At 62.2% G+C, this 23216-nt stretch carries 27 protein-coding genes; 13 read left to right on the top strand and 14 right to left on the bottom strand.

Annotation, left to right across the window (positions count from 1 at the left end; genetic code table 11):
* Positions 1 to 13: 13 nt before the first annotated feature.
* On the top strand, positions 14 to 2056 hold the full coding sequence (locus tag H096_RS28280; protein WP_033902599.1) for a S9 family peptidase: 2043 nt from the start codon (positions 14 to 16) through the stop codon (positions 2054 to 2056).
* Between the two features lie 68 nt (positions 2057 to 2124).
* Entirely contained in the window at positions 2125 to 2598 is a 474-nt protein-coding gene (locus H096_RS28285; RefSeq protein ID WP_033902600.1) for a cyclic nucleotide-binding domain-containing protein, read from the top strand.
* On the opposite strand, the gene H096_RS28290 is transcribed toward H096_RS28285, so the two are convergent.
* Positions 2595 to 2873, bottom strand: coding sequence for a hypothetical protein (locus H096_RS28290; protein ID WP_025999649.1), 279 nt, complete (start codon positions 2871 to 2873; stop codon positions 2595 to 2597). The two genes, H096_RS28285 and H096_RS28290, sit on opposite strands and share 4 nt — an antisense overlap.
* A 78-nt stretch (positions 2874 to 2951) precedes the next feature.
* On the opposite strand from H096_RS28290, the gene H096_RS28295 reads away from it, so the two are divergent.
* Positions 2952 to 3632 (top strand): hypothetical protein, encoded by a 681-nt coding sequence (locus tag H096_RS28295; protein WP_028619395.1) that lies wholly within the window; start codon positions 2952 to 2954, stop codon positions 3630 to 3632.
* A 4-nt stretch (positions 3633 to 3636) separates the two neighbouring features.
* On the opposite strand, the gene H096_RS28300 is transcribed toward H096_RS28295, so the two are convergent.
* Positions 3637 to 4557 (bottom strand): ParB/Srx family N-terminal domain-containing protein, encoded by a 921-nt coding sequence (locus tag H096_RS28300; RefSeq protein WP_033902601.1) that lies wholly within the window; start codon positions 4555 to 4557, stop codon positions 3637 to 3639.
* 97 nt (positions 4558 to 4654) lie between these two features.
* Here H096_RS28300 and H096_RS28305 point away from each other — a divergent pair, with 97 nt between their 5' ends.
* The 3 genes from H096_RS28305 to H096_RS28315 all read left to right on the top strand — a co-directional run bounded on the left by H096_RS28305 (position 4655) and on the right by H096_RS28315 (position 6017).
* A complete protein-coding gene (locus tag H096_RS28305; protein WP_003210675.1) occupies positions 4655 to 5029 on the top strand; it encodes a YajD family HNH nuclease in 375 nt (124 codons plus the stop codon).
* 101 nt (positions 5030 to 5130) lie between these two features.
* The gene (locus tag H096_RS28310) at positions 5131 to 5598 is read left to right on the top strand and encodes an RNA methyltransferase (RefSeq protein WP_003189607.1); all 468 of its coding nucleotides are present in this window, start codon (positions 5131 to 5133) and stop codon (positions 5596 to 5598) included.
* A gap of 68 nt (positions 5599 to 5666) precedes the next feature.
* Entirely contained in the window at positions 5667 to 6017 is a 351-nt protein-coding gene (locus H096_RS28315; protein WP_033902602.1) for a DUF2892 domain-containing protein, read from the top strand.
* On the opposite strand, the gene H096_RS28320 is transcribed toward H096_RS28315, so the two are convergent.
* Together H096_RS28320 and H096_RS28325 are read right to left on the bottom strand one after the other, a co-directional pair.
* A complete protein-coding gene (locus H096_RS28320; protein ID WP_033902603.1) occupies positions 6014 to 7234 on the bottom strand; it encodes a hypothetical protein in 1221 nt (406 codons plus the stop codon). The two genes, H096_RS28315 and H096_RS28320, sit on opposite strands and share 4 nt — an antisense overlap.
* A gap of 12 nt (positions 7235 to 7246) precedes the next feature.
* Entirely contained in the window at positions 7247 to 7696 is a 450-nt protein-coding gene (locus tag H096_RS28325) for a YcgN family cysteine cluster protein (protein ID WP_003172524.1), read from the bottom strand.
* 154 nt (positions 7697 to 7850) lie between these two features.
* Between H096_RS28325 and H096_RS28330 the strand changes: the two genes are divergently transcribed.
* Complete coding sequence (locus tag H096_RS28330) at positions 7851 to 8435, top strand: nitroreductase family protein (RefSeq protein ID WP_033902604.1); 585 nt, start codon at positions 7851 to 7853, stop codon at positions 8433 to 8435.
* A 35-nt stretch (positions 8436 to 8470) separates the two neighbouring features.
* On the opposite strand, the gene H096_RS28335 is transcribed toward H096_RS28330, so the two are convergent.
* The 5 genes from H096_RS28335 to H096_RS28355 form a co-directional block, all read right to left on the bottom strand.
* Complete coding sequence (locus tag H096_RS28335) at positions 8471 to 9403, bottom strand: D-2-hydroxyacid dehydrogenase (protein WP_033902605.1); 933 nt, start codon at positions 9401 to 9403, stop codon at positions 8471 to 8473.
* A 106-nt stretch (positions 9404 to 9509) separates the two neighbouring features.
* Positions 9510 to 9803 (bottom strand): YcgL domain-containing protein, encoded by a 294-nt coding sequence (locus tag H096_RS28340; RefSeq protein WP_033902606.1) that lies wholly within the window; start codon positions 9801 to 9803, stop codon positions 9510 to 9512.
* A complete protein-coding gene (rnd, locus tag H096_RS28345; protein WP_033902607.1) occupies positions 9800 to 10933 on the bottom strand; it encodes a ribonuclease D in 1134 nt (377 codons plus the stop codon). The genes H096_RS28340 and rnd overlap by 4 nt, the downstream gene beginning before the upstream one ends.
* A 122-nt stretch (positions 10934 to 11055) precedes the next feature.
* Positions 11056 to 11655, bottom strand: coding sequence for a class I SAM-dependent methyltransferase (locus H096_RS28350; protein WP_033902608.1), 600 nt, complete (start codon positions 11653 to 11655; stop codon positions 11056 to 11058).
* Positions 11656 to 11755: 100 nt separating this feature from the next.
* Positions 11756 to 13126, bottom strand: coding sequence for a glutamine synthetase family protein (locus tag H096_RS28355; RefSeq protein ID WP_033902609.1), 1371 nt, complete (start codon positions 13124 to 13126; stop codon positions 11756 to 11758).
* Positions 13127 to 13470: 344 nt separating this feature from the next.
* Between H096_RS28355 and H096_RS28360 the strand changes: the two genes are divergently transcribed.
* Complete coding sequence (locus tag H096_RS28360) at positions 13471 to 14244, top strand: transporter substrate-binding domain-containing protein (protein ID WP_033902610.1); 774 nt, start codon at positions 13471 to 13473, stop codon at positions 14242 to 14244.
* Here H096_RS28360 and cynR read toward each other — a convergent pair.
* Positions 14219 to 15085 (bottom strand): transcriptional regulator CynR, encoded by an 867-nt coding sequence (gene cynR / locus H096_RS28365; protein ID WP_033902611.1) that lies wholly within the window; start codon positions 15083 to 15085, stop codon positions 14219 to 14221. The genes H096_RS28360 and cynR overlap by 26 nt on opposite strands.
* Before the next feature lie 111 nt (positions 15086 to 15196).
* Between cynR and H096_RS28370 the strand changes: the two genes are divergently transcribed.
* From H096_RS28370 to H096_RS28380, 3 genes are read left to right on the top strand one after another with little or no spacing between them, the layout of a single operon-like run.
* A complete protein-coding gene (locus H096_RS28370) occupies positions 15197 to 15826 on the top strand; it encodes a carbonic anhydrase (protein ID WP_033902612.1) in 630 nt (209 codons plus the stop codon).
* Positions 15827 to 15853: 27 nt separating this feature from the next.
* The gene (gene cynS / locus H096_RS28375; RefSeq protein ID WP_033902613.1) at positions 15854 to 16324 is read left to right on the top strand and encodes a cyanase; all 471 of its coding nucleotides are present in this window, start codon (positions 15854 to 15856) and stop codon (positions 16322 to 16324) included.
* 54 nt (positions 16325 to 16378) lie between these two features.
* Complete coding sequence (locus H096_RS28380) at positions 16379 to 17218, top strand: cache domain-containing protein (protein WP_033902614.1); 840 nt, start codon at positions 16379 to 16381, stop codon at positions 17216 to 17218.
* A 2-nt stretch (positions 17219 to 17220) separates the two neighbouring features.
* Here the strand turns inward: H096_RS28380 and H096_RS28385 are convergent, their stop codons facing one another.
* Positions 17221 to 18738 (bottom strand): MDR family MFS transporter, encoded by a 1518-nt coding sequence (locus H096_RS28385; RefSeq protein WP_051422247.1) that lies wholly within the window; start codon positions 18736 to 18738, stop codon positions 17221 to 17223.
* Between the two features lie 66 nt (positions 18739 to 18804).
* Positions 18805 to 19989, bottom strand: a complete 1185-nt coding sequence (gene pobA / locus H096_RS28390) for a 4-hydroxybenzoate 3-monooxygenase (RefSeq protein WP_191983026.1) — start codon at positions 19987 to 19989, stop codon at positions 18805 to 18807.
* Between the two features lie 189 nt (positions 19990 to 20178).
* Between pobA and H096_RS28395 the strand changes: the two genes are divergently transcribed.
* Complete coding sequence (locus H096_RS28395; protein WP_033902616.1) at positions 20179 to 21057, top strand: helix-turn-helix domain-containing protein; 879 nt, start codon at positions 20179 to 20181, stop codon at positions 21055 to 21057.
* Here H096_RS28395 and H096_RS34295 read toward each other — a convergent pair.
* Together H096_RS34295 and H096_RS28400 are read right to left on the bottom strand one after the other, a co-directional pair.
* Positions 21050 to 21226, bottom strand: coding sequence for a hypothetical protein (locus H096_RS34295; RefSeq protein ID WP_016975214.1), 177 nt, complete (start codon positions 21224 to 21226; stop codon positions 21050 to 21052). The genes H096_RS28395 and H096_RS34295 overlap by 8 nt on opposite strands.
* Before the next feature lie 98 nt (positions 21227 to 21324).
* Positions 21325 to 22230 (bottom strand): LysR family transcriptional regulator, encoded by a 906-nt coding sequence (locus tag H096_RS28400; protein WP_033902617.1) that lies wholly within the window; start codon positions 22228 to 22230, stop codon positions 21325 to 21327.
* Between the two features lie 104 nt (positions 22231 to 22334).
* Here H096_RS28400 and H096_RS28405 point away from each other — a divergent pair, with 104 nt between their 5' ends.
* Entirely contained in the window at positions 22335 to 23201 is an 867-nt protein-coding gene (locus tag H096_RS28405; RefSeq protein WP_033902618.1) for an MBL fold metallo-hydrolase, read from the top strand.
* Positions 23202 to 23216: the final 15 nt, after the last annotated feature.

A 23216-nucleotide genomic window follows, 5' to 3' on the forward strand; every position in this document is an offset into this window, starting at 1 on the left:
AGAGATTAATCCCATGCCTACATCGACCGCTCCGATTGCCCGCAAGGCCCAAGGCTCAGATCCGTACGCCTGGCTGCAAGAGCGCGACAGCGCTGAGGTGCTCGATTACCTCAAGGCCGAAAACGCCTGGCAGGAAGCGCAACTCGCCGATCAGGCAGCGCTGCGCGAAACCCTGTTCGAGGAGATCAAGGGCCGCATTCTCGAAACCGATCTGTCGCTGCCTTCGCCGTGGGGCCCGTATCTGTATTACACCCGCACCACCGCCGGTGACGAATACGCCCGCCACTACCGCTGCCGTCGCCCGGCCGACGACAGCAACCAGGTGGATGACAGCAGCGAAGAGTTGTTGCTGGACCCGAACGTGCTGGCCAATGGCGGTTTCTTCTCCCTCGGCGCGTTCAGCATCAGCCCCGACCACCAACGCCTGGCCTACAGCCTCGATACCAGCGGTGAAGAGATCTACACCCTGTACGTGAAGGAATTGGCCACCGGCAAAGTCAGCGAACTTGCGTTTGAAGACTGCGACGGCAGCATGACTTGGGCGAATGACAGCCTGACCCTGTTCTTCGGCGAACTGGACGACACCCACCGCCCGCACAAACTGTATCGCTATCGCCTGGACGGCACGGCGGCGCAGGAAGTGTTCCATGAGCCCGACGGACGTTTCTTCCTGCATTGCTACCGTTCCAGCTCCGAGCGCCAGCTGCTGCTGTCACTGGGCAGCAAGACCACCAGCGAAGTCTGGGCGCTGGACGCCGACCAGCCACACCTGGACTTCACCTGCCTGGCGCCACGGGTCGAAGACCATGAGTACGATGCCGACCACGGCCAGCTGAATGGCGCGTGGACCTGGTTTATCCGCAGCAACCGCGATGGCATCAACTACGCGTTGTTCGTCGCGACCGACATTGGCGACGTACCGACCGAAGCTGAATGGCAGAACCTGATCCCGCACAGCGATGAGGTGATGCTCGACGGCGTGAGCCTGAACACCCACGCCATGACCCTGAGCCTGCGCATCGGTGGCCTGCCGGTGATCGAAGTGCACCCACAGGGCTTGCCGGCCTATCGCGTGGAATTGCCTGACGCCGCCTACAGCCTCTACGTACAGAACAGCCTGGAATTTGTCAGCGACAAGATCCGCCTGCGTTACGAAGCCCTGAACCGTCCGGCCCAGGTGCGTCAGCTGGAACTGGCCAGTGGCGCGCAACAGGTGCTCAAGGAAACCCCGGTACTCGGCGTGTTCAATGCCGACGATTACGTGAGCCAGCGCCTGTGGGCCACCTCGGCAGATGGCACTCAGGTGCCGATCAGCCTGGTGGTCAAGCGCGACCAGCTGGGTAAACCAACGCCTCTGTATCTGTACGGCTACGGCGCCTACGGTTCGAGCTTGGACCCGTGGTTCTCCCACGCACGCCTGAGCCTGCTGGACCGAGGCGTGGCGTTTGCCATCGCCCATGTGCGCGGCGGCGGTGAGCTGGGCGAGGCCTGGTATCGCAACGGCAAGCAGGAACACAAGCAGAACACCTTCAGCGACTTTATCGCCTGCGCCGAACACCTGATCGCCCAGGGCCTGACCACGTCCAAACAACTGGCCATCAGCGGCGGCAGTGCCGGCGGCCTGTTGATCGGCGCGGTGCTCAACCAGCGCCCGGAGCTGTTCCAGGCAGCGATTGCCGAAGTGCCGTTCGTCGACGTGCTCAACACCATGCTCGACCCGGAACTGCCGCTGACCATCACCGAGTACGACGAGTGGGGCAACCCGGAAGAACCGGACGTCTACGAACGCATCAAGGCCTACGCGCCTTACGAAAACGTTCGTGCCCAGGCCTACCCGCACCTGCTGGTGATCGCCGGCTACAACGACAGCCGCGTGCAATATTGGGAAGCCGCCAAGTGGGTGGCCAAGCTGCGCGACACCAAGACCGACGATAACCTGCTGTTGCTCAAGACCGAACTGGGCGCCGGCCACGGTGGCATGAGCGGTCGTTACCAGGGATTACGTGACGTAGCACTCGAATATGGCTTTGTGTTCAAGGCGCTGGGGTTGGTTTAAGGAACTTCGTAGGGCGGTTCTGTCTGAACACAGGACCGCCTACTGATTGATGGACCAAGATTGCAGCCATGGCACTACCGACGCTAATGAATACCGAAATCCGCGACATGCTCATGGATTGCGGCCTGTTCGACCCGCTGTTGCCGGAAGACTTTCACGTCGCCGCCGGCTATTTCAATATCAGCAGCATTGCCCGCGATGAGGTGATTTTCCTTGAGGGCGATGCTGGCACCTTCATGTGCATCCTCCACAGCGGCCAGGTGGCGGTGCAGAAAACCAACCACGACGGCCAGCGCCTGACCATCGCCACCCTGCGCAGTGGTCGGGCCTTTGGTGAAATGGCTGTACTCGACGGCGAGCGCCGCTCGGCCAGTTGCGTGGCGGCCAGTGACTGCGTGCTGTTGAACCTGGGCAAGGATTCCCTGGAAAAGATGCTCAACGAAGCGCCCAGGGTCGCCGCCAAGATCATCCGCGCCATTGCCATCGCCCTGTCCAAGCGCCTGCGCATGGCCGACGGGCAATTACTTTCGCAACAGTTTTAGCCGCCCGGCGTCTTCGGCTTGCTGTCATTTTGCAGCAGGCCCGGCACCGTCTGATCCTTGGGTGGCGTGGGCAGCACGATGGGCACCAAGGGCGGCGAGCCGTTGGTCTTGGGCACGGCCGGTGGGGTGACTTGCGGGTACAACGTCGGCGTCGGGGTGCCCGGTGCGCCTGGCGTTGGGGCGGGCGCGACCGGTACGGTTTGCAACTCCTGAGCCTGCGCCGCACCAGAGGCGAGCGCGCTCAACACAATGACCGTTAGAATGCTGCACTTCATCGATGGCTCCATGGCCTGACCGGAATGTCGTAAGGCTACTCCCAACCGCGCAAGAATGCCCTTCCCAATGAGATTTCCATGAAACGTTTCGTTCTGCTGGACACCACCCCGATCCCCGACAACGGCGGTGCCTTGTGCCTGTTCGAATACGGTGAAGATTTCGTCATCAAGATTCAGGGCGGTGATGGCGGCCAGCTGATGAACACGCGCATGCACGGTTCCGAAGATGCGCTGGCGGAGATCCCCTGCCGCAAAGTTGCCGGGCGTGCGGATTCACGGGTGTTGATCGGTGGCTTGGGCATGGGCTTTACCCTGGCGTCAGCGCTCAAACACCTGGGCAAGACTGCCGAAGTGGTCGTGGCAGAACTGGTACCAGGCGTCGTGGAATGGAACCGTGGGCCACTGGGCGAAAAATCCGGCCGCCCGCTGCTGGACCCGCGCACGGTGATCCGCCTGGAAGACGTGGCCAAGGTGCTGCAAGCCGAGCCCCAGGGCTTTGACGCGATCATGCTGGACGTGGACAACGGCCCCGAAGGTCTCACGCAAAAGGCCAACAGTTGGCTCTACTCCGCCGGAGGCCTGGCGGCCTGCGCCAAGGCCCTGCGCCCCAAAGGCGTGCTGGCCGTGTGGTCGGCCAGCGCGGACAAGCTGTTCAGCGACAAACTGCGCAAGGCCGGTTTCAAGGCCGAGGAAGTGCAGGTATTCGCCCATGGCAACAAGGGCACCCGACACACCATCTGGATTGCGCAGAAGGTGTGATCGGTTAGCGCAGGGAATTGCGGTAATCGATCACATAGGGGACTTTTTTGTCGAAGGTCTTTTCCAGCTCACTGCGGTCGAGTTTGGTCATGCCGCCCAGTTGATGGGCGGTGAAACCGCTGTCACCGACCTGTGAGCCCGGCGCCAGGCTGACCATGCGCTTGGCCACGGCCTCAATGGCGTCCTTGTAGCCACCCTTCTTGTTCAGGTTGTACTTGCCCAGGTCAATTTGAGTACGCAGCCAGTTGCCCCAGTAGAACTCCAGGAACTCCGGCGCGATCTCGCCCGCCTCGGGCTTGCCATACGCGGCCTTGCGGGTGAAATACACCAGGCTGCGGAAGGTATCGTCCTGCAGGTTCTTGAAGCCCAGGTGCGCCGGCAGTTGCTCGGGCGGCAGGGTCTGGCCTTGATTGTCCTTGAGCCAGACCTTGCGCGCGGCCTGCATGCGCTGCCAGAAGTTGGCCAGGGTGGGGCTGTTGCTGAAGTCGTCGGTGACCTTGACCCACATGTTCAGGCGAGGCCCGCCGCCGGGCACTTCCCACAAGGTGGTGAAGCTGTGGTGACCGTCGGTCAGGTACAACTGGCCGCCGGGGCCGACTACCACGGTCTTCATGTCGTCGGGATGGGTGCCCACCGGGTCCTTGCAGCTGAAGCTCGCCGGCTTGTGCAGGTCCGCGCCCTTGGGCACGTTGTCGGCTTCGCCCTGGCCGTTGGTTTCGCAGTATTCATCGAAGACCTTGGCGGGTTTGTCGGCGAACAGGCCGAGGCTGTAGTAGATCTGGTCGAACCCCACCACGGCCTGGGTCGGGTGCAATTGATCGAGGGCAACCTCGATCACCTGGCCGGGTTGGGGTGTAGAAAACGCTTGGGCTTGGGCCGTGAGCCCACACAACAACAGTGCAACAGTCCATGAATGCAGACGCATGAGTTTCAGTCCTTATGAGTAAAGTGAAGCGGTTATTTGCAACGCGAGCGGCTAGAATCAACCCTATCCGTGAACCCCAAAATAGCCAGGAGCCATGATGAGCTCGACCAACCCGCCCTCCCACACCGCCAAGCTGGACCGCATCCTTGCCGATGCCCAGCGCGACCGGGAAATGGGCTACCGCGATAAAGCGTTGAAAATGTACCCCCACGTGTGCGGCCGCTGCGCCCGTGAGTTCGCCGGCAAACGCCTGAGCGAACTGACCGTACACCATCGAAACCACAATCATGATGACAATCCCCAGGACGGTTCCAACTGGGAGTTGCTCTGCCTGTATTGCCATGACAACGAACACTCGCGGTATACCGACCAGCAGTACTTCGGCGAAGGCTCCACCAGCAGCCCGACGATTGCCAAGGCCACGCATAACCCGTTTGCGGCGTTGGCGGGGTTGATGAAGAAAGACGACTGAAGGTTTCGAGCGGCAAGCGGCAAGAAAAAGCCACGCCGCTTTTACTTGCAGCTTGCCGCTTGCCGCTTGCCGCTATACTGCTGCCTTTTTAAGGCACTCCCGTGGGCAATAAACGCTACAGCTGCATCGGTTTGTATAACCCCAAATCCCCCGAAAACGTCGGTTCGGTCATGCGTGCCGCCGGCTGCTACGGCGTGGCCTCGGTGTTCTACACCGGCGTGCGTTACGAGCGCGCGCGGGACTTCATCACCGACACCAAGAAAGTCCACCACGACATTCCGCTGATCGGCATCGATGACCTGAAAAAGATCCTGCCCCTGGGCTGCATCCCCGTCGCCGTGGAACTGGTAGAAGGCGCTCGCCCCCTGCCCGAATACACCCATCCGGACCGCGCGCTGTACATCTTTGGTCCGGAAGACGGTTCCCTCGACAAAGAGATCCGCGACTGGTGCGAGGACGTGGTCTACATCCCGACCACCGGCTGCATGAACCTCGCCGCCACCGTCAACGTGGTGCTCTACGACCGCCTGGCCAAGGGCAACAACACCCGCTCGGGCCCCAAGTACTGATCTTTTGGGAACATCCGACGCCTGCGGGCAGTCAGCTACTTATCAATAGCCCTCGTTGGAGACAGATCATGAGCGACAGCAAAACCTTGCGACCTATCATCGAACACACGCCTTTCGAGACCCAGCCCACGCAGAACGTGCACGGCTGGGAGCGCATCGGCTCGGTGGCCGGTGGCGTGATGATGGTGGGCAAAGGCCTGCGCCGTGGCGGGATTTTCGGCTTGATCCAGGTGGCGATCGGCGGCGTGGCGCTGGCCCGTGGTTTTACCGGGCACAGCTCGCTCAAGGACAAGCTGGAACAGGGCCGCCAGGAAATGAATACCGTGCGCACGAAGATCGAACGCGCCGGGGCCGAGCTGAAGAACCTGAAGACCAAGGCCGAAGTGGCGGCCGAGAAGGCCACCAAAACCACCGGCTAACGCAGCAGCTTGTTGTCCAGCACCACCGACGACTCGCCAATGATACTTTCAGCCAGTTGCACGAACTCCGCGGTGGTGATGCTGTTGGCCCGCATCACCGCCTGCGCGAGGTCATCCAGCGAGCGTTTGTTGTGGGTCTTTACGCGAATCTCGCGGTCCAGCTCCTGCAACACCACCACCGCCCGTGACACCGTCGCACCGCTAACGTGTTCGCCGCGCAGGCTGGTCACGTCCTTGCCTTCCTTGTTCAGTCGCGCCTGTATCGCCTGATACCGTTCGTCGGTGATGCCACCTGCCCGACGCACCAGCTCGATGGCGTAGTACTCGGCCAGGCCCTCGCTGATCCAGTCACTGGTGTCGTGGTCATTGAAGCGCCCAATCGCCTGCACCACTTCGCGGATCAACGGGCTGCTGCCGTTTTCGCTGACCAGCGGCGTGCGGCTGTTGAGGTAGACCGAATCCCGCGCCGCGAACGCGCCACGGCGCATCGGGTCACTGGCGCCCACCACCAGCAGCTTGGCCGGATGGCGTGGGAAGGCCGCTTCCACTTGCGGCCAAACGAAGGTCAGCAACGTCAATACATCCATGCGGCGCATGGCCTGGCCTTTGGGCGAAGCCACGGTGACTTCCGTCTCGCCCAGGCGCACGCGGCGGCTGCCGAGGTTGCCGGCGAGCATCCAGCCGGTGGGCCGGTCGAACAGGCGGGAGACGTTGTCGATGCGGAACTTGTTCTTGCCGATGCGCGGCCAAGCGGTTTCGACGCTTTTCCAGCCGGCCGGCAGTTCGAACACCAGGCGTGAGACCAACTCGACGCCGTCCTGCTGGTCGAGCCGCGCGGTCGGCACCAGGTCTTCGCCGCGAAACAATGCCCAGCTCGGCGTCACCCGCGCTTCATAGAGACCGGCCTTGCGTGCATGGGTGAGGCGTACGCGGTAAGTCAGGCTTGCTTTGTTGGCGCTGGGTTGCCACAGGCCACGATGCTCGGTGATGCGCCACTGGCCGTCGGCCTTGAAGTCGCTGTAGTCACCGTCGGGGCCGAGGTCGAAGTTCAGGCTGCGCACCGCCGAGCCTTGGGACAGGCTCACCCGCACCTCGGCCTGATCCGTCTGGGGCAACAGTTTGACGTGATAATCCAGGTCGACTTTCTTCGCGCACCACGCGGATGTACTCAGCGCCAGCAACACCACAGATGCCGCCAGCTTGATTGCCCCCCTCATACCCACTCCTTGTCAGCCCGCGCGGAAAATCAGGTAATCCTCCCAGTCATCCTCAGGCACGCTGCCTTCGCTGAGCATGCGCCCGGACTGGGAAATGCGTTCGTGGTGCACGGCATCGCGGTCGCCGCAGACCAGGTGGTGCCACAGTGGCAGGTCCTTACGTTCGCTGACCAGGCGATAGCCGCAGGTGGGCGGCAACCATTTGAACTGGTCGGCCTGGCCCGGCGTGAGCTGGATGCAGTCCGGCACCGAGGCGCGACGGTTGGGGTAGTCGGTGCACTGGCAGGTTTTCAGGTCGAGCAGTTTGCAGGCGATCCGCGTGTAATAGACGCTGTTGTCGTCTTCATCCTCAAGCTTTTGCAGGCAGCACAGGCCACAGCCGTCGCACAACGACTCCCACTCCTCCTGGTCGAGGTGTTCAAGGGTTTTGCGTATCCAGAAAGGTTCGACTTTGGCGGCCATGGCTCTACATCAGTATCGGTAGGTGAAAAGGCCGCCAGTCTAGTGCCCAAGGCCCCTGGGGCCAAGCGCTTACGACTGGCGGTGTAACAACACTTGTCAGTCTAGTGGCCGCGCAGTAGTTTTGAGCGCCGAATTGACGATCAGGAACTGCTCCATGACACGTGTTGCCGATTATCCGATCCACACCCAGTTCACCGACCGTTGGTCGCCCCGCGCCTTCACCGGCGAGAGCATTGACCAGGAAACCCTGCTGAGCTTCTTCGAAGCCGCGCGCTGGGCGCCGTCCGCCTACAACTCGCAGCCATGGCGCTTTCTCTACGCGCGCCGCGACACGCCGGACTGGGAGCGTTTCCTGGGCTTGCTGAATGAATTCAACCGCAACTGGGCGCAGCATGCGTCGGCCCTGGTGATCATCGCCTCGAAAACCGACTTCACCGCCCCCGGCGCCAGCGAAGAAACCCCGGCGCTGTGGCATACCTTCGATACCGGCTCAGCCTGGGGCCACCTGGCGCTGCAAGCCAGCCTCAGCGGCTGGCACACCCACGGCATGGCCGGTTTCGATCAGGAGCTGACCCGCAAAGAGCTGAAAATCCCGGAAGGTTATGCCCTGCATGCCGCTGTTGCGGTTGGCAAGCTGGGGGACAAGTCGACCTTGCCGGAGTACCTGCAAGGTCGTGAGGCGCCGAGCCCGCGTCGTCCGTTGAGCGAGTTGGTCTCGGAAGGTGATTTCAGCCTGTAATGCCAAGAGGAGCCGGCATGCCGGCTCCTTTGCTGTCAGTAACCGCGCTCGAAATCCACGCTCCCGCGCAAGTCTTGCTTGGCCTGATACGCCCGCACATTTTGTACGAACAGCTCTACCATCAATGCCGGTGACGTCGGCGCCGAACTGTGACCCGTCAGCAGAAGGCCCCACGCCGTCCAGAACGGATGACGTTGCGGCAACGGTTCCTGGCGGCACACATCGATCACCGCACCGGCCAGATGCCCTTCTTTCAAGGCCTCGACCAGGTCGGCGTCCACTACCGACACACCACGGCCGACGTTGATAAACAACCCGGTCGGCTTGAATTGCTTGAACAGCGCCGCGTCGTACAGGTCATGGGTGCTTGGCGTGTTAGGCAGCAGGTTGATTACGTAGTCCACCTCCCCCACCAGGCGACCCAGGGCTTCAAGCCCGGCCACTTCGATAAACGGCGCCTGTTCCCGACTGGAACTGGCGATGCCGTACAGCTTCACACCGAAGGGCACCAGGAACTCGGCAACGCTCTGGCCGATGTCGCCGGTGCCGACGATCAGCACCTTGCGCCCCGCCAGGCTCTGGCCCATGCGGTTGTCCCATTTGCGCTCGACCTGGCTGACCAGGCGCGCCAGTACTTCGCGTTCATGGCCGAGCATATAGGTGAGCACGAATTCGGCCATGACCTGGCCATAAATACCGACCGCACGGGTCAGGCGATAGTCGCGTGGCAAACCTTCAGCCAGCAGCGGTGTTATGCCGGCCCAAGTCGATTGCAGCCATTGCGGCTGATGGCCTTGGCGCAACAGCGTCGCCAGCAAGTCCGGCTGGCCCAGCCAGACCGGGCAATCGGCGGCCAGGCGCGACAGTTCGGCCGAGTCACCGCTGGTCAGCACTTCAAGGTCCGGTGCCGCTTCGCCGAGCAATTGGGCGTAGAGCGGGTGATCCTGTTCAGCAATCAGAACACGCATGCATAAAACCTTTCAAAACAGTACGGACGGCTGCCCGCATCCTTACGGCCACCGCCCACTTATACGATTCCATTGAAGCACGTGCCCCGGACGGAGCACGGGTCGATCACATCGGGTCGTTGCGACGCAGCAGCTCTTCGGGCAAGTGTTCGATGTACTCGTCCTCGGGTGGCGGCATTTGCAGGTGGTAACCCTGTTTGTCGAGGTTTTCCAGCACCTGCACGATGTCTTCCTGTTGCAGCTTGCGCTCAGGCGTCAGCACCAGGTTGAACGCGTGTACCGGCTTGCCGAATACGGTGAGCAGGCCTTCAGGCACGCGCTCAAGGGCATCGCTTTTCAGGACGTAAAGGTACATGCCGGCGCGTTTAGGGCTGCGGTAGATGGAGCAAATACGTTTCAAGGCTGTTCTCCGGCGGTGGCCAGGCTGTCGAGCAGCGCCTGGCCCATCAACTCGCGGCGCCAGCCACGCAGCGAGTCTGGCAATTTATAAGGCCCATCGGGGTAGCCACTTTTGACCAGGGCTTCGAGGGTTTTCTTGCGCAGCATCAGTTCCGGCGCCATCTCCAGGCGTTCGGCTTCAGCTTGGCCAAGGGCACGCAATTGCTTGATCAGTGCGGCGGCATCCACCGGCAACGGTTCGGCAACGGCGGGTGGCCATTGGTCCATCGGCACGCTGCCGGCACGTTTGATCAGGTCCAGCAGGAACTGGCCGTCCTGACGCACGGTGCGCGGGTGCATGTCTTCGATCTTGCCCAGGGCGGCGAGGTTATCCGGCTGGGATTTGGCCAGGGGCCACAATGAGTGTTCTCGAATGATGCGGTTGCGCGGCAGGTCACGGGCGCGGGCCTGCTGCTCGCGCCAGGCGCAGAGTTCACGCAGCACGGCGAGTTGGGCGCGGGACAGTTTCCAGGCCAGCTTGGCGTCGCGGTACACCTCGTACGGGTCGACTTCGCGGCGCAGGTTGGCGACCAACTCCGCGCCGTCTTCCAGCACCCAGGCGTACTTGTCGTCCGACAGTTGGGGACGCAGGCGGGTGTAAACCTCGGCCAAGTGCACCGCGTCTTCGGCGGCGTAGCTGACCTGCGTCTCGGACAAGGGCCGCTGCAGCCAGTCGGAACGGGTCTCGCCCTTGGGCAACTCGATATCCAGCACGGCTTGCACCAGGCGCGAGTAGCCCATGGAGAAACCAAGATTCAGGTAAGCGGCGGCCAATTGGGTGTCGAACAACGGCACTGGCAGGCTGCCGGTCAACCGCAGCAACACTTCGAGGTCTTCGCTGCAGGCATGCACCACCTTGATCACCGCCGGGTTCTCCAGCAAGGCGGCCAAGGGTTGCCAGTTGTCGATGGTCAGGGGATCGATCAGGTAAGCGCGTACGCCATCACCAATCTGGATCAGCCCGGCAATGGGATAAAAGGTGTCGACCCGCATGAATTCGGTGTCGAGGGCGACGAATGGCAACTGCTGCCATTCGGCGCAATGCTGGCCGAGGCTATCGTTGTCGCAGATCCAGTGAATATCGATGGCCACACGGCTCTCCCTTGAAGAATGGCGCGCAGTATATATCGCGAAAGGGGCTAGCGAGCATCCGCAGTGCACAGGCGACCATGAAAACTCAGACAGGAGTTGAAGAATAGTCCGACAGGCGGGACTTATCCTCTCTTACGCAGCACGTAGACCCGCCACAGGCTTGAGCCTGGCATGAATTCCTGATGATGCAGAACCTTGAAGCCCGCCTGGCGGAACTCATCTTCGACGGCAGTGCGGGAATGGACCGAGACAATCACCGTGTCGCGGCTGACCCGGTGGAACTCCCGCAGCAGGGCCGAGCGCCCTTCACTGCTGGGCACATGGCGAAACAATTCCAGGCAGAAAATGCAGTCCACCGCATTCGCCGACAAACCGATGGAAAACGCTGAGCCCTGGAACGTCTTGACGCGCTTGAGCAACGACGCCGGGTGATGGGTGCGGGCATGGTCGAGCATGTCCTGGGAGTTGTCCGACGCCAGGATCACCCGATTGACGTGTTCGGCCAGCACGGGCCAAAAGCGCCCCGAGCCACAGGCCAGGTCCAACACCAACCCAGGCTCGCCCGCGACTTTCAGCGCCTGGCGCACCATCCACTCGTCGCGCCACGACGCCAGGCGCTGCCGCAGCCCTGGCGGGCGTGTATCGCCGCAGACCCTGGCGTGTTCGCGGTCACAGCGCTCGGCGTATTCGATCTCGATGGATGAGGGTGGTTGTGGCGACATCGCGGGCTCATGTGGGTGGAACGGCAGTGAACGACCTTGATTTGCAGCTTAACCAGTGCAATGTCAAAAAAAGGTCGAAACGTTCACCACCGAAGCCGGTTCACGCCTGATGCAGATACCAACGCCAATCCTGCTCGCCCACCTCGCCCATGAACTGGCGGTATTCGGCGCGCTTGACCGCCAGGTACACGCCGAGGAATTCACTGCCGAACGCGTCCCGCGCCCAGCTCGACCCTTCCAGGGCGCGCAAGGTGGTCAGCCAGTCGGTGGGCAGCAACTCCTTGGCCTGGGCGTAGCCGTTGCCTTCTACCGGGGCGCCAGGGTCGCGCTGTTCGCGGATACCGCGATGGATGCCGGCCAGGATCGCGGCAGCGGCCAGGTAGGGGTTGGCGTCGGCGCCGCAGATGCGGTGCTCGATATGCCGGGAATTCGCCGGGCCGCCCGGCACCCGCAGGCTGACGGTGCGGTTGTCCACGCCCCAGGTGGCGGCCAGCGGGGCGTAGCTGTTGGTCTGGAAGCGGCGGTAGGAGTTGGCATTCGGGCAGAACATCAGCAAGGAATCGAGCAGGGTGCTGAGCATGCCGCCCACGGCGTGGCGCAGCAGCGGCGTACCGTCGGTGGCTTCGCTGGCGAACAGGTTGTTGCCCTCGGCGTCTGCCAGGCTGACGTGCATGTGCATGCCGGTGCCGGCCAGGTCGTCGAACGGCTTGGCCATGAAGCAGGCGGTCATCCCGTGTTTATGCGCCACGCCCTTGACCAGGCGTTTGTAGCGCACCGCTTCGTCCATGGCTTGCAGGGCGTCGGCGCGGTGTTCCAGGGTGATTTCCACCTGGCCAGGGGCGTATTCGGAGATGGCCGTTCGCGCCGGGATGCCTTGCAGTTTGCAGGCGCTGTAAAGGTCAGCGAGGAAGGGTTCGATCTGCTCCAGTTCGCGCAAACCATAGACCTGAGTCGAGCGCGGGCGACCGCCGTCCACATCCCGCGCCGGCTGCGGACGGCCGTGGCTGTCGGGTTTCTGGTCGAGCAGGTAGAACTCCAGTTCCGCCGCCATCACCGGGTAGTAACCGTCGGCCTTGAGTCCATCAATCACCTTGGCCAGCAAGTGCCGGGGGTCGGCGACGGTTGCGGGCAGGCCTTCGGTGGGGTGCATGCTGACTTGCACGGCCGCTGTCGGAATCAGGCGCCACGGCATGCGCTGCAAACTGCCGCTGATCGGGTAGGCGCGGCAATCGATATCACCCACTTCCCACACCAGCCCGGAGTTTTCCACGTCGTCGCCATTGATGGTCAGGCCAAGAATGGTACTGGGCAAAGGCCGGCCACTTTCATACACCGCCAGCAACTCATCACGGTGCAGCAACTTGCCGCGTGGCACGCCATTGTTATCGAGGATAAACAGCTCGAACATCTCAATGTCCGGGTTCTGTTCAAGGAAGGACTGGGCTTCGTGCAGGCAGGCAAAGACACTCATGGGCATTCTCATACGTGTGGGTCAGGCAGGCGCGCAGGTGCGCGCCATCCAGGGGATGGATCAACGTAGGAATGCAGTATCTGGTGGGCGTGCGTGTCGGCAGTGGAACAGGGCCCAGAACGCGAGATCGGACGGCAGTGTCGCGGGGTGGGTGTCGGAAGAGCCGTCCATGCGGGGATCACAGTGCTAGAGATAACCGCCAGCGTCACACGCCAGCACAGGTGATTAAATTCAGGGTTGGCGGAGTTTGGTTGCGACTTGGCTAAACATTCGCTGCGCCTTGCTACCGTGCCCGGTGCTGGAAATAATGAGCGCCCACGCCCATGCCCCAAGGACTCGACCGCATGAAAGCTCCCTTCGCCCTCTGTGTACTGGCAAGTCTGGCCACCGGCGCCCTGGCCGACACCGCGCCGTCGCGCCTTGACCAGGTGTTGCAACGCGGCACGCTGACGGTCTGCACCACCGGCGACTACAAGCCCTACACCTCGCTGCGCGCCGATGGCCGCTACGAAGGCATCGACATCGCCATGGCCGAGTCCCTGGCCAAGAGCCTCAACGCAAAAATCCAATGGGTGCCGACCACCTGGAAAACCCTGATGCCGGACTTCCTGGCCCAGCGCTGTGACATCGCCGTAGGCGGCATTTCGGTGTCGCTGGAGCGCCAGAAAAAAGCCTTCTTCAGCCAATCCCTGGGCGTCGACGGCAAGATCCCGTTGGTACGCTGTGCCGATGTGCAGCGCTACCAGAGCGTCGAACAGATCAACCAGCCCCAAGTGCGCGTGATCGAACCGGCCGGCGGCACCAACGAAGTATTCGCCCGTGCCCACTTGGGCCAGGCGCAGATCCGCCTGCACGACAACGTGACCATTTTCGACGAACTGCTGGCGGGCAAGGCCGATGTGATGATCACCGACGCCAGCGAAGCGCGTTACCAGCAGAAGCTCAAGCCGGGGCTGTGTGCGGTGAACCCCGAGCGGCAGATGCAGTACAGCGAAAAAGCCTTCCTGTTGCCCCGTGATGATGTGGCCTGGAAAAGCTACGTCGATCAATGGCTGCACCTGAGCCAGGCCACGGGGGTCTATGACGCTATCGTCAGCCAGTGGCTGGCCGCGCCTTGATCAACGCCACGAAGGCGCGACACGCGGCACTGCGATAGGCGCCCTTGCGGCTCAGCAGTGCCACGGTGCGTTGGGGTAATGCCGGGCTGATCGCCACCGCGTTCAACCCTGGCTGGGCCTCGGCGATCGCGCTGGGCAGGATGGTTGCCAGCGCCGTGCTGCGCACGATTTCGATGATTGCGCTGATGGAGTTGGCCTCCATCGCAATCAACGGCCTTATCCCCTGGGCACGGCAGTACTCATCGATGTAGCGGCGGGTCGCAAAGCCGGTGTTCAACAACACCAGGGGTTGCGCCAGCCACTGCCGACTGTGCAACCCCGGATGGTTGGCGCCGACCACCCCACTCAGCGTTTCAACAAACAGCCCTTCGCACTCGATGTCCGGCAGATGCTCGCCGGTAAAGCCAATGCCGATATCCAGCGCGTCTTCCGCCAAGGCGGTTTCCATGCGGTCCTGGGTCAGTTCCTCGATGCTCACGGTAATGCCCGGATAGCGCTGATTGAACTGCGCCAGCAACGGCCCGATCAGGTAGGCGGTAAAGGTCGGCGTCATGGCCAGGCGCAGGTTGCCTCGGCTCAAGTCCTGCACGTCATGCATGGCGCGGGTGCCGGCCTGCAGGTCCTGCAAGGCCAGCCGCGCAAAGCGCACATAGGCTTCACCGGCATCGGTCAGGCTCACGCTGCGCCCGGAGCGGTCCAACAGCGGCGCACCCAAGGTGTCTTCCAACTGCTTGATCTGCTGCGACAAGGTCGGCTGCGACACATGCAGCGCCTCGGCGGCACGGGTGAAATTGCGGTGTTCAGCCACCGCCAGCAGGTAACGGATATGGCGCAGCAGCATCGAAGCCCCCAACTATAGGAATGACCAATAGAAACCATAATAAGCCGGTCTTGGACGCTATAGCTGAAAACTTCCATCCTTGCCCCATCAGCGACGCAAGGAGAACTTCCCATGCAACATCTCATCGACGGCTTCCGCAAATTCCAGGCCGAAGCCTTTGCCCAACGCAGCGACCTGTTCAAACACCTGGCGACCACGCAAACCCCGGGCACGCTGTTTGTGTCCTGTTCCGACAGCCGTGTGGTTCCCGAGCTGCTGACCCAGCAGGAACCGGGCGATCTGTTCGTGATCCGCAACGCTGGCAACATCGTGCCGTCCTACGGCCCGGAGCCGGGTGGTGTGTCGGCCACCGTCGAATACGCGGTGGCGGTGCTGGGGGTCAGTGACATTGTGATCTGCGGCCATTCCGACTGCGGCGCGATGACCGCCATCTCCACCTGCAAATGCCTGGATCACCTGCCGGCCGTGGCCAACTGGTTGCGCCATGCCGAGTCAGCCAAGGTGATCAACGCCGCACGCCAGCACACATCCGATGCCGCCCGCTTGAGCGACTTGGTGCGCGAAAACGTGATCGCCCAGTTGGCCAATCTCAAGACCCACCCCTCCGTCGCCCTGGCCTTGGAACAAGGTCGGCTGACGTTGCACGGCTGGGTGTACGACATCGAAACCGGCGCCATCGACGCCCTGGACAGCCGCAGCGGGCGCTTCGTGTCGCTGCTCAATCAGATCCACGCGGCCTGACCCCATTTCAACCCAGAGGACATCACCATGTTGCAATCCAACTTCTCCCAAACCCCACGCCTGGCCCTGGCCGACACTATCATCGACCTCAAGGCCCGCAAGAACCTGTCCTGGCAGGACCTCACCGACGGCACCGGGCTCAGCCTGGCGTTCGTCACCGCCGCCCTGCTCGGCCAGCACCCGCTGCCCAAGGACGCTGCGGATGCGGTGTGCGACAAGCTCGGCCTGGACCAGGACGCCAGCCGCCTGCTGCAGAGCGTGCCCCTGCGCGGCAGCTTCCCCGGCGGCGTGCCGACCGACCCGACGATGTACCGTTTCTACGAAATGCTCCAGGTCTACGGCACCACCCTCAAGGCGCTGGTCCATGAGCAATTCGGCGACGGCATCATCAGTGCGATCAACTTCAAGCTGGACATCAAGAAGGTCGAGGACCCGGACGGCGGCTCTCGCGCGGTAATCACCCTGGATGGCAAGTACCTGCCGACCAAACCCTTCTGAGTCGCCCGCGACGGTCTACGCTCTTGTCACACCAACAAGAACGAGGGACGGATAATGAAGGCAGTGTTCCGACTCACCTGGCTGCTGCTGTTGTGTTTCAGCCAGGTGCACGCCGCAACGACTCAGGATGAAGACGCCCAGGCGGCCAAGGCGCTGCTGGAAAAAGCCTTGGCCTACTACCAGAGCAACGGCGACAAGGCGTTTGCCGCCTTCAGCCGACAGGGCGAATTCGTCGACCACGACCGCTATGTGTTCGTGGTCGACACCCAAGGCGTCCTACTGGCCAGCGGTGGCCCCTCCTCCGCCTTGATCGGCCGCGATGTATCCGAAGTGCTCGGGCCGGATTTGCGCCAGTCCTTCAAGGATGCGCTCAAGGTACCGGAAGGCCAGGGCATCCAGCAGGCCGACTATCGCTGGCAGAACTGGAACGATGGCAAGGTCGAACACAAGCATGTGTTTTATCAGCGCGTGGGCGAACGCATTCTCGCGGTGGGTTATTACCTGCCACGGGCCACGCCGGAACAGGCCCGGGCCCTGCGCAACAAGGCGGCAACCGCCTTGCTCAAGGATGAAACCGGCACACTCAAGGCCATCAACTCATTGCAGGGCGGTTTCCTGCAGGATGACCTTTATGTGTTCGTGGTGGACCTCGATACCCAGCGCTATGTAGCCCACGGCACCAACCTGCGACTGGTCAACACCGACTTCAGCAAGATCAAGGACCCGGACGGCAAGCCGGTGGGCGAGCCGATCCTCAAGTTGATGGCCGAGCAGGATCAGGGCGAATACAAATACCGCTGGAAAAACCCGGTGACCGACAAGGTCGAGAACAAGCATGCGTATGTGCGCAAGGCCGGGCATTTCATGGTGGCGGTGGGTTATTACAGCCCCTGAGACTACTTGGCCTTGTCTTCACGGCCACGCAGCACCCGATTGGGCATCGCGATTGCCGCCGCCAGCCCCAGCAGTGACACCGCCGCACTGACCATCAACAAATGCCGGAATGTCACCGCCAACTCCCCGCGCAGGGCATCCTGCGCCGGGCCGGGGGCGGCGTTGAGGCCGTCGAGCAGCACGTTGCCGGAACTGCCTTCGGCCACCAACGCGCCGCTGGCCAGGTGGGCGAAGCTGGAATCCTGCAACAGCGCCAGCAACAGCGCCGACATGCACGCCACCCCCACCGCCCCGCCCAGGGAACGGAACAGGTTGGTGGTGCTGGTGGCGACGCCGATATCGCGCTGTTCCACCGAGTTTTGCGTACCCACCAGTGAGGTCGGGAACTGCATGCCAGCGGCGATGCCGCACAGCAGCATAAACAGCGCCGTCAGCCCCACTGCCTGGGGCGCGCTCAAGGCCATGCCGAGAATCGCGAACGGGCTCAGCAATGCGCCGCTGAGGATCATTGGCTTATAGCGCCCGGTCACCGAGGTCATGCGCCCGGCAAAATAAGCCCCCATCGGCAAGCCCATGGCCAACGGCAACAGGTGCAACGCCGCGCTGTCCGCACCCGAACCGGTCACTGTCTGATACCGCAGCGGCATCAGCACCGTCAGGGAAATCGCCTGGAAGCTGGTGAAAAAGATCGTGCACCAGCACAACACCGCACTGCGGTTGGCAAACAAATGCATCGGCAACAACGGCTCTCGCGCCCGGCGCTCGTGCCAGACAAACACCGTCAACGCCACCAGCGCACACACCAGCAAGCCCAGCACCTGACTGTCACGCCAGTGATGGCCCTGGCCGATTTCGGTGATGCCCAGCAGCAAGGCGGTCAAGCCGATGATCATCAGCACAGTGCCGAGGTAATCGATGATCGGCTTGCGCTGCGGCACCGGCAGGCCCACCAGCGTGCGATGGGCGACGTACCAGGCGCCGGCGCCCAAGGGCAAGTTGATCAGGAACACCCAGCGCCACGACAGGTATTCGGTCATGTAGCCGCCCAGCACCGGCCCGGCCACGCTGGCCACCGCGTACATGCTGCTGAAATAGCCTTGGTAGCGGCCGCGTTCGCGGGGCGGGATGATATCGCCGATGATCGCCTGGCTCACCGAGATCATGCCGCCGGCGCCGATGCCCTGGAGGATCCGCGCCAGCACCAGTTGCTCCATGCTTTGCGCCATGCCGCAGAACAGTGAGGCCAGGGTGAACAAGCCCATGCCGATCAGCATCATCGGCCGCCGCCCGTACAGGTCGCCGAGCTTGCCGTAGATCGGCACCGCCACGGTCATCGCCACCATGTAGCCGGAGATGACCCAGGCCAGCAGGTTGACGTCGTGGAACTGGGCGGAAATAGCGGGCATGGACACGGCGACAATGGTCTGATCCAACGCCCCCAGGAAGATCGCCATCATCAGTGAGGCGAGAATACTGCGCACAGCGGGCAGTGGCGGAGCAGGCTGATTGAGGTGCGTCACGGCAAGACCTTCGAGCAAGGCCCGTGGGAAAAGGCGGCCCACGGGAATGCTCGATACGATAGCAGGCTATTCGATAGCTTCGTAAGGAAGTCCGACGTAATTTTCTGCGATGGTCTTGCGCCCCGCCTCGGAGTGGATGAAGTAGTCAAGTTCACTCTCGGCGATGCGCTGGCTGAACCCATCCGCCTCGGGAAACTGGTGCAACATTGAGGTCATCCACCAGGAAAACCGCTCGGCCTTCCACACCCGCCGCAGGCAGATGGCGGAGTAACGCTCCAGCAGATCCACGCGCCCTTCGCCGTAGACCTTGAGCAGAATCCGGTACAGCGTACTCACATCACTGGCCGCCAGGTTCAAGCCTTTGGCCCCGGTCGGCGGCACGATATGCGCCGCGTCGCCGAGCAGGAACAGGCGCCCGTACTGCATCGGTTCCACTACAAAACTGCGCAGCGGTGCGATGCTTTTTTCGATCGATGGACCGGTGACCAGGTGTTCTGCAAGGTGGCTGGGCAGGCGGGTTTTCAGTTCATCCCAGAAGCGGGCGTCGGACCATTCGTCAATCGGTTCCTCCACCGGCAACTGCAGGTAATACCGGCTGCGCGTCGGCGAACGCATGCTGCACAGGGCGAACCCGCGCGGGTGTTTGGCGTAGACCAACTCAGGGTGAACGGGCGGTGTGTCGGCGAGGATGCCCAGCCAGCCGAACGGGTAGACCCTTTCAAAGACCTTGAGCGATTCAGCCGGGATCGATTGGCGCGCAATGCCGTGATAACCGTCGCAACCGGCGATGTAATCGCACTCCAGGCGGAACGCTTGGCCCTGATGTTCGAAGGTCAGCCAGGGTCGATCACTTTTGAGAGCGTGGGGCTGCACATTGCGCGCTTCATACAGGGTGGTGGCACCGGCGGCGGCACGGGCGGCCATCAGGTCGCGGGTGACTTCCGTCTGGCCGTAGATCATCACCGATTGACCGCCGGTCAGCCCCTTGAGGTCGATGTGGGTCAACTGGCCGTTCAGCGCCAACTCGAAACCGTCATGCACCAGGCCTTCGTTGTCCATACGCTGGCTGACGCCGGCCTGCCGCAGCAGGTCGACCATGCCTTGTTCCAGCACGCCGGCACGGATGCGGCTTTGCACGTAGTCGGCGCTCTGACGCTCTAGGATAAGGGTCTCGATCCCTGCCTGATGCAGCAGTTGGCCAAGCAGCAGTCCGGAAGGACCGGCGCCGATAATGGCGACTTGGGTTTTCAGCGTTTTCATTATTTTTATGGCCCGCAAGTTCCACTCGAACGGATCGGGTGAAAGAGTTGTCATTGGTCTTGTTGCTGACATTTTTCACTTGAGTGAGCGGCATAAGAAGGTGAAAACTGCGCCAAAGCCTGCGCTTTTTGCCAATCGGGGCGATTACCGCACCACTCTTCCGAGTATCGGGTTGAAACCATGACCAAAACCGCAATTCCGGTCTTCAAGCTTTACGGGGAACACCAGCAATGGCCCACCCCCGATTTGTTGCACTGCGAAACCATTTCCCGGCGCAGTCGGGAATACCAGTGGGAAATCCAACCCCACCGGCACGCGGATCTGTGCCAGTTGCTCTACGTGCACAAAGGCCAGGCACAGTTGGAAATCGAAGGCCAGCGCACCACCCTGAACGAAGCAACCCTGCAAGTCCTGCCGCCCTTGTGCGTGCACGGGTTCCGTTTTCCTGAGGACGTCGAAGGCTACGTAGTGACGCTTTCGGCGCCGTTGGTCAGCCACCTGCAAACACAGTTGGGCTCCACCGTGGACGGTTTGCAGACACTCGGCAGTTACCCGGCGGGCAAAGACAGTGATTACCTGAACAGCCAGTTCGCCCGCTTGCAGGATGAATACGCCGATGAACAACCGGCACGGGACATGATGATGCACGCGCTGGTCAGCGTGTTGCTGGTATGGATCAGCCGCCAGGCCATCCAGCGCCGTCACCCACGTGCGCCACGGGGGCGTGAATACTTCCGGCGCTTCACCCAGTTGGTCGAGCAGCATTACCGCGAACACCCCAAGATTGAGGATCTTGCCCACAAGCTGGGCATCTCGGTCTCACACCTGAACGGGACGTGTCGGGAATTGGGTGGGCAACCTGCGTTGCAGATCATGCATGACCGCCAATTGCTGGAAGCCAAGCGTTTGCTGACGTACACCAGCATGACCATCAATGAGATGTCGGAAGTGCTGGGCTTTTCCGACCCGACCAACTTCTCTCGGCTGTTCCGCCGACGGGTCGGGTTCTCACCCAAGGCGTTTCGCGAGCAGTTGAAAGCCGAACCATCGGCTACCTGAGCGCGCTGAAACTGCCGGTGCGGGGCACGCATTGGTCCTGATGGCAGCTGATCGCAAAGGTCGGCTGCATACGGGTCTGCTCCACGCGGTAGGCGGCGGTCCCGTAAAGTGCGCTGGCAATGGCGCACAGGCTGAAAATCATCAGGTACTTTCTGGTTTTAATGCTCATGGCACAGACCTCTGCGGATCTACAGGGTGCTGTCTAAAGCATAGGTCAACCAGGCCAAGTTGCCATTATCGGACGACATTCAACCGGTTGATTCCAGCCTAGAGCCCGACATCCCACGCCGGCTCTTCCGGAAACCTCAGCACCAGGAAATCCAGCAAGCTGCGCAGCGCCGACGGCATGTGTTTGCGCGAGGCGTACACCGCATAGATGTTCATCTGCCGCGGCTCGGCGTCAGGCAGCAGGCGCACTAGTTCGCCGCGCCGGATGTAATCGCCGGCCTGATAAGTGGGCAACATCGACACTCCGGCACCGGCCAACGTCACGCGTAACAACGTACTGGCCTCGTTGGAGGTGATGTTGCCGATGATCGGCACCGAGACCGGCTCGCCCCGCTCCTCGAAATGCCACAGGCTTTTGCCGAAGTAGGAATGGGTGAGGCAATTATGTCCGGCGAGGTCTTCGACCTTCTGCGGCGCAGGATGCTCCAGCAAGTAGGCCGGCGAGGCACACACCACCGAGCGGCACACCGTCAGGCGCCGGGCAATGAGGTTGGGGTCCAGGTCGTTGCTGGTGCGGATAGCCAGGTCGATGCGCTCATCCACCAGGTTCACCGTGCGATCGAGCATCTGTAGGTCGACCGTCACCAGCGGGTAGCGCTTGACGTATTCGGCAATGGCCTGGGCCAATTGCGCCTGGCCGAACGACGTGCTGACGCTCAAACGCAGCAAACCACGGGGCGCTTCATCGGGCTCGCTGACGGCGGCTTGCATGTCGCAACACAATTCCAGCAATTGCCGACAGCGTGGCAGGGTTTCACCGCCCGCTGCCGTCAGGCTGAGCTTGCGCGTGGTGCGGTGCAACAAGCGGGCGCCGACCCAGTCTTCCAGCTCCGCCAAATAACGCGACACCACCGGCCGCGACAGGTCCAGATGATCGGCGGCGGCGGACTGGCTGCCCAGATCCACCACCGTGACAAACACGCGCATTGCTTGAAGACGATCCATGATCTGCCCGCTTTCAGAAACAAACTATGTCCCAGCATCGCATTTTTAGTCTGGTTTTGTGCAACTAAGCTCTGTGCATCCTTTACCGATGCTGGAGCTGCCCGATGTTCTCAACCTTCAAGCGCCTGACCCTCGCCACCGCCGCCCTGGCGTTCGCCGCCCATGCGTCCGCGGCCGAGCTGAAGCTGGATGTGTACAACCCTGGCGAAGCCGCGATCTTCCCGGTCAGCTCGGTGCTGGTCAGCGGCGCCAAGGACGCGATCCTGGTGGACGCCCAATTCGGCAAAGGCCAGGCCGAGCAATTGGTGCAGAAAATCCGCGCCAGCGGCAAGCACCTCACCACTATCTACATCAGCCATGGCGACCCGGACTACTACTTCGGCCTCGACACCCTCACCGCCGCCTTCCCCGACGCCAAGGTGCTGGCGCCACAACCGGTGGTCGACCACATCAAGGCCACCGTGGCCGGCAAGCTGGAGTTCTGGGGCCCGAAAATGGGCGCCGACAGGCCGTCTAAAACCATCGTGCCGCAGGTCCTCGAAGGTCACAGCCTGAGCCTGGAAGGCCAGCCACTGGAGGTCATCGGCCTGGATGGCGCGCAGCCGGATCGCAGCTTTGTGTGGATCCCGTCGATCAAGGCCGTGGTCGGTGGCGTGGTTGTCTCCGAAAACATCCATCTGTGGATGGCCGATACCCAGAGCGCGCAGTCCCATAAAGACTGGCTGGCGACACTGCAACGCATCCAACAGCTGAAACCAAAGACCGTGATCCCGGGCCACTACCTCGGCACACCGACGCTGCAATCGGTGGCCTTTACCGCCGACTACATCAAGGCCTTCGACGCCGAGACCGCCAAGGCCAAGGATTCTGCCGCCCTGATCGCGGCCATGAAAAAGCGTTACCCCACCCTCGCCGACGAAAGCTCGCTGGAACTGAGCGCCAAAGTCGCCAAGGGCGAAATGAAGTGGTGAACCGTTTCAAACCCT

Origin of the sequence: Pseudomonas sp. FH1, assembly GCF_000510895.2 — a bacterium.
Classification (GTDB): domain Bacteria; phylum Pseudomonadota; class Gammaproteobacteria; order Pseudomonadales; family Pseudomonadaceae; genus Aquipseudomonas; species Aquipseudomonas azotoformans_A.

Bases quoted from the DNA above. Each gene is read 5' to 3' on its own strand.
- H096_RS28280 (WP_033902599.1), top strand. From the start codon at position 14: ATGCCTACATCGACCGCTCCGATTGCCCGCAAGGCCCAAGGCTCAGAT.
- H096_RS28285 (WP_033902600.1), top strand. From the start codon at position 2,125: ATGGCACTACCGACGCTAATGAATACCGAAATCCGCGACATGCTCATG.
- H096_RS28290 (WP_025999649.1), bottom strand. From the start codon at position 2,873: ATGAAGTGCAGCATTCTAACGGTCATTGTGTTGAGCGCGCTCGCCTCT.
- H096_RS28295 (WP_028619395.1), top strand. From the start codon at position 2,952: ATGAAACGTTTCGTTCTGCTGGACACCACCCCGATCCCCGACAACGGC.
- H096_RS28300 (WP_033902601.1), bottom strand. From the start codon at position 4,557: ATGCGTCTGCATTCATGGACTGTTGCACTGTTGTTGTGTGGGCTCACG.
- H096_RS28305 (WP_003210675.1), top strand. From the start codon at position 4,655: ATGAGCTCGACCAACCCGCCCTCCCACACCGCCAAGCTGGACCGCATC.
- H096_RS28315 (WP_033902602.1), top strand. From the start codon at position 5,667: ATGAGCGACAGCAAAACCTTGCGACCTATCATCGAACACACGCCTTTC.
- H096_RS28320 (WP_033902603.1), bottom strand. From the start codon at position 7,234: ATGAGGGGGGCAATCAAGCTGGCGGCATCTGTGGTGTTGCTGGCGCTG.
- H096_RS28325 (WP_003172524.1), bottom strand. From the start codon at position 7,696: ATGGCCGCCAAAGTCGAACCTTTCTGGATACGCAAAACCCTTGAACAC.
- H096_RS28330 (WP_033902604.1), top strand. From the start codon at position 7,851: ATGACACGTGTTGCCGATTATCCGATCCACACCCAGTTCACCGACCGT.
- H096_RS28335 (WP_033902605.1), bottom strand. From the start codon at position 9,403: ATGCGTGTTCTGATTGCTGAACAGGATCACCCGCTCTACGCCCAATTG.
- H096_RS28350 (WP_033902608.1), bottom strand. From the start codon at position 11,655: ATGTCGCCACAACCACCCTCATCCATCGAGATCGAATACGCCGAGCGC.
- H096_RS28355 (WP_033902609.1), bottom strand. From the start codon at position 13,126: ATGAGTGTCTTTGCCTGCCTGCACGAAGCCCAGTCCTTCCTTGAACAG.
- H096_RS28360 (WP_033902610.1), top strand. From the start codon at position 13,471: ATGAAAGCTCCCTTCGCCCTCTGTGTACTGGCAAGTCTGGCCACCGGC.
- cynR (WP_033902611.1), bottom strand. From the start codon at position 15,085: ATGCTGCTGCGCCATATCCGTTACCTGCTGGCGGTGGCTGAACACCGC.
- H096_RS28370 (WP_033902612.1), top strand. From the start codon at position 15,197: ATGCAACATCTCATCGACGGCTTCCGCAAATTCCAGGCCGAAGCCTTT.
- cynS (WP_033902613.1), top strand. From the start codon at position 15,854: ATGTTGCAATCCAACTTCTCCCAAACCCCACGCCTGGCCCTGGCCGAC.
- H096_RS28380 (WP_033902614.1), top strand. From the start codon at position 16,379: ATGAAGGCAGTGTTCCGACTCACCTGGCTGCTGCTGTTGTGTTTCAGC.
- H096_RS28395 (WP_033902616.1), top strand. From the start codon at position 20,179: ATGACCAAAACCGCAATTCCGGTCTTCAAGCTTTACGGGGAACACCAG.
- H096_RS34295 (WP_016975214.1), bottom strand. From the start codon at position 21,226: ATGAGCATTAAAACCAGAAAGTACCTGATGATTTTCAGCCTGTGCGCC.
- H096_RS28400 (WP_033902617.1), bottom strand. From the start codon at position 22,230: ATGGATCGTCTTCAAGCAATGCGCGTGTTTGTCACGGTGGTGGATCTG.
- H096_RS28405 (WP_033902618.1), top strand. From the start codon at position 22,335: ATGTTCTCAACCTTCAAGCGCCTGACCCTCGCCACCGCCGCCCTGGCG.